Here is a 6,217-nt window from a genome sequence, read left to right as displayed (position 1 = left end):
GGGGGGTGTGTTTATTACGCAGGGGCCCGCCGCGGCCCCCCCCGCTCTCCACCTGGCGCGCCGCCCCCCCCCCGGCACTACCCGCTGCGGGTCAGCGCTTGGGCTGCAGCATGGTGCCGGTGCACTTGGGCGAGCCGCAGCGGCACTCCCAGATCTTCTTCAGCTTGGCGGTGTGACGCTCGGCCAGGGTGATGCCGTAGTTGTAGGTCAACTCTTCGCCGGCCTTGATGTCACGCAGCGCCTCGATGAACACCTTGTCGCCGCGGCTGTCGCCGTCCTCGTCTTCCTCGATCACCGCCTCGCAGTTCGGGTCGCAGCTGTGGTTGATCCAGCGCGCGTCATTGCCCTTGTAGTTGGCATCGATCACCCAGTCGTCGTTGAGGGTGAACAGGAAGGTATGGCCACTTTCGACGTCGCCGCTGTCATCGGCATCAACGTCGCCGTGGCTGCGCAGCAGGCCCTTGTACTGGATCACGCGCTCGCCCTGCTTGATCGGGGCCACGGCGAACACGCCGTTGCCATGGATGGCGGACTTGCGGGCTTGGATCTTCTTCGGCATCGGCACGGGCTGTTTGCAGCGAATGGAACAGGGATTCTCGCCCATTCCGGGTGATTGCGAAAATCACCCCGTTGGCGCAGCATTGCGCCCTGGCAACGGCCCCGGTGTGTCCTCCCGGCCCGGCCCCAGCGCCGGCTGAATGCCCGGGTTGGATGGCGGCGAATAAAAGCGTACAATTTCAGTCCGCTTTAAGAACCACTCGCATCCCCATGTTGCGCGTCACCAAACTCACCGATTACGCCACCGTCGTGCTGACCGTGCTCGCCGCCCGTCCGGGCGAGGTGCTCAGTGCCACCGAGCTGGCCGAATTCACCGGTCTGGAGCCGCCCACCGTCAGCAAGGTGCTCAAGCCGCTGGCCCAGGCCGGCCTGGTTGAAGGCCTGCGCGGCGTCCGTGGCGGCTACCGGCTGACCCGCCCGGCCATCGAGATCTCGCTGTTCGAAGTGGTCGAAGCGATGGAAGGGCCACTGGCCCTGACCGAATGCAGCCACGACCACCACCAGTGCGGCATGGCGCCCAAGTGCGGCGCGCGCAGCAGCTGGCGGCTGATCAACGACGTGGTTTCCGAGGCCCTGCGCGATGTCACCCTTGCGCAGATCCTGCCCCCTCTCCCCCTTGCCGATGACGAACAGCGCCGCACCATCGCTGTCGACGTCGTCTCCTGATCCGTAGGCAGCCCCCCATGGCCACCGAAACCATCGAAAACGTCGCCCACGACGACACCCCCAACCGCGAGATCCACGAGCAGCTCGGCCGCAAGTATTCGGCCGGCTTCATCACCGAGATCGAATCGGACTCCCTGCCGCCGGGCCTGGACGAGGACACCATCCGTGCCCTGTCGGCCAAGAAGGAAGAGCCGGAGTGGATGACGCAGTGGCGCCTGGACGCCTACCGCCACTTCCTGACCATGCCGATGCCCGACTGGGCCAAGCTGGAGATCGCGCCGATCGACCTGCAGGCGCTCAGCTACTACTCCGCGCCGAAGGGCCCGAAGTACGCCTCGCTGGATGACGTGCCCAAGGAGCTGCTGGACACCTACGACAAGCTGGGCGTGCCGCTGCACGAGCGTGCCAAGCTGGCCGGCGTGGCGGTGGACGCGGTGTTCGACTCGGTGTCCGTCGGCACCACGTTCCGCAAGGAACTGGCCGAGAAGGGCATCATTTTCTGCTCGATGTCCGAGGCCATCAAGGAACACCCGGAACTGGTCCGCCAGTACCTGGGCACCGTGGTGCCGGTGGGCGACAACTACTTCGCCGCGCTCAACTCGGCGGTGTTCTCCGATGGCAGCTTCGTGTTCATTCCCAAAGGCGTTCGCTGCCCGATGGAACTGAGCACCTACTTCCGCATCAATGCCGGCCACACCGGCCAGTTCGAGCGCACCCTGATCGTGTGCGAGGACAAGGCCTACGTGTCCTACCTGGAAGGCTGCACCGCGCCGATGCGCGACGAGAACCAGCTGCACGCTGCGGTGGTCGAGCTGGTCGCGCTGGAAGACGCGGAGATCAAGTACTCCACCGTGCAGAACTGGTACCCGGGCGACGAGAACGGCGTCGGCGGCATCTACAACTTCGTCACCAAGCGTGCCGAGTGCCGTGGTGCGCGCAGCAAGGTCACCTGGACCCAGGTCGAAACCGGCTCGGCGATCACCTGGAAGTACCCGTCCTGCGTGCTGCTGGGCGACGACTCGGTCGGTGAGTTCCACTCCGTGGCGCTGACCCATCACCGCCAGCAGGCCGACACCGGCACCAAGATGATCCACGTCGGCAAGCGCACCAAGAGCAAGATCGTCAGCAAGGGCATCAGTGCCGGCCGCGGCCAGAACACCTACCGCGGCCTGGTACGTGTGGACCGCAATGCCGATGGCGCGCGCAACTACACCCAGTGCGATTCGCTGCTGATCGGCAAGCAGTGTGGCGCGCACACCTTCCCCTACATCGAGGTGAAGAACCCGGGCGCCACCGTCGAGCACGAGGCCACCACCTCGAAGATTTCCGACGACCAGCTGTTCTACTGCCGCGCCCGTGGCATCAGCCAGGAAGACGCGGTGTCGATGATCGTCGACGGCTTCTGCAAGCAGGTGTTCCGCGAACTGCCGATGGAGTTCGCGGTGGAAGCCAAGAAGCTGCTGGAAGTCTCGCTGGAAGGTTCGGTGGGCTGACCGCCCGCCCCTGCCCCTCGCAAACGCATTCTCTTTACCGGCGGGCCGCGGCCCGCCCCACGGAAACCCCCACCATGCTGAAGATCGAAAACCTCCACGCCCGCATCGGCGACAAGGAAATCCTCAAGGGCCTGTCGCTGGACGTCCAGCCGGGCCAGGTGCACGCCATCATGGGCCCGAACGGCGCCGGCAAGTCCACCCTGGGCAATGTCCTGGCCGGCCGCGACGGCTACGAAGTGACCGGAGGCAGCGTGCAGTTCGACGGCGTCGACCTGCTGGAGCAGGACCCGGAAGCGCGCGCCGCCGCCGGCCTGTTCCTGGCGTTCCAGTACCCGGTGGAAATCCCGGGCGTGAACAACACCTACTTCCTGCGCGCGGCACTGAACGCCCAGCGCAAGGCGCGCGGTGAGGAAGAACTCGATTCCATGCAGTTCCTCAAGCTGGTGCGCCAGAAGCTGGCCGTGCTGCACCTGAAGGACGAACTGCTGCACCGTGGCGTCAACGAAGGCTTCTCCGGCGGCGAGAAGAAGCGCAACGAGATCTTCCAGCTGGCCGTGCTCGAACCGAAGCTGGCGATCCTGGACGAAACCGACTCGGGCCTGGACATCGATGCGCTGAAGAGCGTGGCCGATGGTGTCAATGCACTGCGCGCCGCCGACCGTTCGTTCCTGGTCATCACCCACTACCAGCGCCTGCTGGACTACATCAAGCCGGACGTGGTGCACGTGCTGGCCGATGGCCGCATCGTCAAGAGTGGCGGCCCGGAGCTGGCCCTGGAACTGGAAGCGCACGGCTATGATTTCCTGAAGGACCGGGTCGTGCCCGAGGCGGCGGTCTGATGAGCGCCCTGCTTGATTCGATGGCCCAGGCCTTCTGCGGCAGCGATGCGCGCCGCGAAGTGCTGGACGCGGCCCTGCGCGACGGCCTGCCGGCCGCCCGCAACGAAGCCTGGAAGTACACCTCGCTGCGCCAGCTGGAGCGCCGTGCGTTCGCGGCTGCACCACTGCAGGGCCCGGCGCTGGATGCCGCGCTGCTGGAGGACATCCCGGCACCGCGCCTGGTGTTCGTCAACGGCCGCCTGGATGCCGCGCTGAGCGACGTGCAGGCGCTGCCGGCCGGCGTGCAGCTGCAGCCGCTGTCGGCCGCACTGGCCTCCGGCGAAGACGCCGTGCGTTTCCTTGGCCGTCGCTACGAGCGCAGCGAAGAGATCTTCTCCCGCCTCAACGCTGCGCTTGCCGATGAAGGCGCGGTGCTGCGCGTGGATGAAGGCGTGCAGGTCGAAACGCCGCTGCAGCTGGTATTCGCCAGCGTCGCCGGCGACACCGACCTGGCCTGGCACCACCGTCACCTGATCGAACTGCGTGCCGGCGCCAGCCTGGGCGTGGTCGAGCATCGCTTCAGCGTGGGTGACTCCGCCCACCTGGACAACACCGTGCTGCATGCCCACGTCGCCCGTGATGCCGTGCTCAAGCACGCCCGCGTGCAGGCAGGCAGCGCGCGCCAGACCAGCTTCCTGCGCACCGACGCGGTGCTGGCCCGCGACGCGCAGTACCACCGCGTCGACCTGGAACTGGGCGCCGCGCTCAGCCGCCATGAACTGAACGTGCGCCTGGAAGGCGACAATGCCCAGCTGACCGCCAACGGCGTGCTGCTTGGCAATGGCCGCCGCCACGTCGAAACCCGCCTGGGCATCGACCACATCGCACGCGATACCGCCTGCGAACTGCTGTGGCGCGGCGTCGCCGCCAACCGCAGCCGCGTGGTGTTCCATGGTGGCATCCAGATCCGCGAAGGCGCCGATGGCACCGACGCGAACCTGTCCAACAAGAACCTGCTGCTGTCGGCCGATGCCGAGATCGACACCCAGCCGACGCTGGTGATCGACGCCGATGAAGTGAAGGCCGCGCACGGCGCGACCGTCGGCCAGCTCGATGCCAATGCGCTGTTCTACCTGCGCTCGCGCGGCCTGCCGCAGGCACAGGCGCAGGCACTGCTGAGCGCCGCGTTCTGCCACGAGCCGCTGAAGATTCTGCCCGATGCGCTGCGTGCGCAGCTGGCACGCCGCCTGGACAAGGCGCTGGCCGAGGCGGGTGTCGCATGAACCTGTCCACGCCGCGACCGATCGAAGAACGCACCGGCGCCCCCGACTGGGACCGCGTCCGTCTCGACTTCCCGCTGCTGATGCGTGAAGTGCACGGCAAGCCGCTGGTCTATTTCGACAACGCCAACACCGGCCAGAAGCCGGTGCAGGTGATCGGCGCGGTGGATGAGTTCTACCGTCGCTATAACGCCAACGTCAGCCGCGCGGTGCATGCACTGGGCAGCGAAGCCACCGATGCCTACGAAGGCGCACGCAACAAGCTGGCGCGCTTCCTCAACGTGCGGCCCAGCGACCTGGTGCTGTGCAGCGGCACCACCTTCGCCATCAACCTGGTGGCCTACTCGTGGGCGCTGCCGCGATTGAAGGCCGGCGACGTGATCCTGATCACGCGCATGGAGCACCACGCCAACATCGTGCCGTGGCAGCTGGTCGCGCAGCGCACCGGCGCCACCATCCGGGTGGCCGAGATCACGCCCGACGGCGCACTCGATCTGGATGCGCTGCGCGCGGCGATGACCCCAGAAGTCAAGCTGCTGGCGGTCACCCATGTCTCCAACGTGCTGGGCACGGTCAACCCGGTGCGCGAGATCTGCCGCGAAGCGCGCAAGCGCGGCATCATCACCGTGGTCGATGGCTCGCAGGCGGTGCCGCACCGCAAGGTCGACGTCGCTGCGATCGGCTGCGATTTCTACGCCATTACCGGCCACAAGATGTGCGGCCCGACCGGCACCGGTGCGCTGTGGGCCCGTCGCGAGCATCTGGATGCGATGCCGCCGTTCCTCGGCGGCGGCGAGATGATCAAGGAAGTCAGCTTCGACGGCACCGTGTTCAACGATGCCCCGCACAAGTTCGAAGCCGGCACCCCGAACATCGCCGGTTTCATCGGCCTGGGTGTGGCTGCCGACTACCTGCAGCAGCTTGGCCAGGAGAACGTGGAAGCCCGCGAAGCCGAACTGCTGGCGCACTTCACCGAAGAGCTGCGCCGCGTCGACGGCCTGCGCATCATCGGCGAAGCGCCGGAGAAGGCTGCGGTGGTCTCTTTCCTGATCGATGGCGCGCATGCGCACGACCTGGCGACCCTGCTCGACCTGGAAGGCGTGGCCGTGCGCTCGGGCCAGCACTGCGCGCATCCGCTGCTGCAGTACTTTGGCGTTGCCGCTACCTGCCGTGCCTCGCTGGCGTTCTATAACACGCACGCCGAGATCGAGCGGTTCATGACGGCATTGACGAAGGTGCGAAAGCTGCTGGGGTGAAGATTCGCCAGAATCGGGAAAGCATGAGAACGCCGCAGGAAACTGCGGCGTTTTTTATTGCGCGCTGGACGCAAGCAAGCAGAGGTGTGACCTGGAAACACCGAGTGATGCCAGGAATGGGCAATCTCACCGTAATGCCGATCCAT

The 6,217-nt window shown here is 66.4% G+C and carries 6 protein-coding genes; 5 read left to right on the top strand and 1 reads right to left on the bottom strand.

What is annotated here, in order from left to right:
• Positions 1 to 91 precede the first annotated feature (91 nt).
• The gene (locus ABE423_RS10180; protein ID WP_012479369.1) at positions 92 to 559 is read right to left on the bottom strand and encodes an SET domain-containing protein-lysine N-methyltransferase; all 468 of its coding nucleotides are present in this window, start codon (positions 557 to 559) and stop codon (positions 92 to 94) included.
• A 209-nt stretch (positions 560 to 768) separates the two neighbouring features.
• Here ABE423_RS10180 and ABE423_RS10175 point away from each other — a divergent pair, with 209 nt between their 5' ends.
• The 5 genes from ABE423_RS10175 (at position 769) to ABE423_RS10155 (ending at position 6,071) form a co-directional block, all read left to right on the top strand.
• Complete coding sequence (locus ABE423_RS10175) at positions 769 to 1,224, top strand: SUF system Fe-S cluster assembly regulator (RefSeq protein ID WP_005408436.1); 456 nt, start codon at positions 769 to 771, stop codon at positions 1,222 to 1,224.
• A gap of 17 nt (positions 1,225 to 1,241) precedes the next feature.
• Positions 1,242 to 2,717: a Fe-S cluster assembly protein SufB gene (gene sufB, locus ABE423_RS10170; RefSeq protein ID WP_043396952.1), complete on the top strand. Its 1,476-nt coding sequence runs from the start codon at positions 1,242 to 1,244 to the stop codon at positions 2,715 to 2,717.
• Positions 2,718 to 2,791: 74 nt separating this feature from the next.
• Positions 2,792 to 3,556, top strand: coding sequence for a Fe-S cluster assembly ATPase SufC (sufC, locus tag ABE423_RS10165; protein ID WP_171952363.1), 765 nt, complete (start codon positions 2,792 to 2,794; stop codon positions 3,554 to 3,556).
• Positions 3,556 to 4,818, top strand: a complete 1,263-nt coding sequence (gene sufD / locus ABE423_RS10160; RefSeq protein ID WP_346485945.1) for a Fe-S cluster assembly protein SufD — start codon at positions 3,556 to 3,558, stop codon at positions 4,816 to 4,818. The genes sufC and sufD overlap by 1 nt, the downstream gene beginning before the upstream one ends.
• Positions 4,815 to 6,071, top strand: a complete 1,257-nt coding sequence (locus tag ABE423_RS10155; protein ID WP_005408431.1) for a cysteine desulfurase — start codon at positions 4,815 to 4,817, stop codon at positions 6,069 to 6,071. The genes sufD and ABE423_RS10155 overlap by 4 nt, the downstream gene beginning before the upstream one ends.
• The last annotated feature ends 146 nt before the right edge of the window (positions 6,072 to 6,217 follow it).

The sequence above is a fragment of the Stenotrophomonas sp. TWI1409 genome, from assembly GCF_039673015.1.
In the GTDB taxonomy this organism is placed as follows: Bacteria; Pseudomonadota; Gammaproteobacteria; order Xanthomonadales; family Xanthomonadaceae; genus Stenotrophomonas; species Stenotrophomonas maltophilia_A.
Note: the sequence above shows the minus strand (reverse complement) of the source record. Positions and strands in the feature narration are given on the sequence as shown.